At 79.2% G+C, this 341-nt stretch carries 1 protein-coding gene; it reads right to left on the reverse strand.

From position 1 onward, the window contains the following. Window positions 1–341, reverse strand: a 341-nt coding sequence (locus TN53_RS43290) for a 3-oxoacyl-[acyl-carrier-protein] synthase III C-terminal domain-containing protein (RefSeq protein ID WP_046264423.1), incomplete at both ends; no start/stop codon positions are given.

Genomic DNA, 341 nt, shown 5'->3' on the forward strand with positions numbered 1-341 from the left:
GAAGGGGGCGCTGCCCGCGGCGATCTGCGCGGCGACCGGGCGGGCGCCGCGGTGGGCGGCGAGCGCGTCGGTGGTGCGCAGCAGCAGGACTCCGGCGCCGTCGCCGAGGACGAGGAGAGCGATGGTCTCGCCGGGCCGGGCCCGGTCGAGGACGTCGGCGAGGAGGAGGCCGGGCTGGGCGGTGCCGGCGTTGCCGATCGCCCCGGCGAGGTCAGGGGTCACCGCCTCGGCGCGTACGCCTGCCGTACGTCGTACCGCCGCGCACGCGCGCGCGTGCAGGCCGGAGACGACGAGGTGGTCGATCGCCCCGCGCTCCAGACCCGCCTGGTCGAGCGCGGCGC

Source organism: Streptomyces sp. WM6386 (assembly GCF_000972385.1).
Lineage (GTDB): Bacteria > Actinomycetota > Actinomycetes > Streptomycetales > Streptomycetaceae > Streptomyces.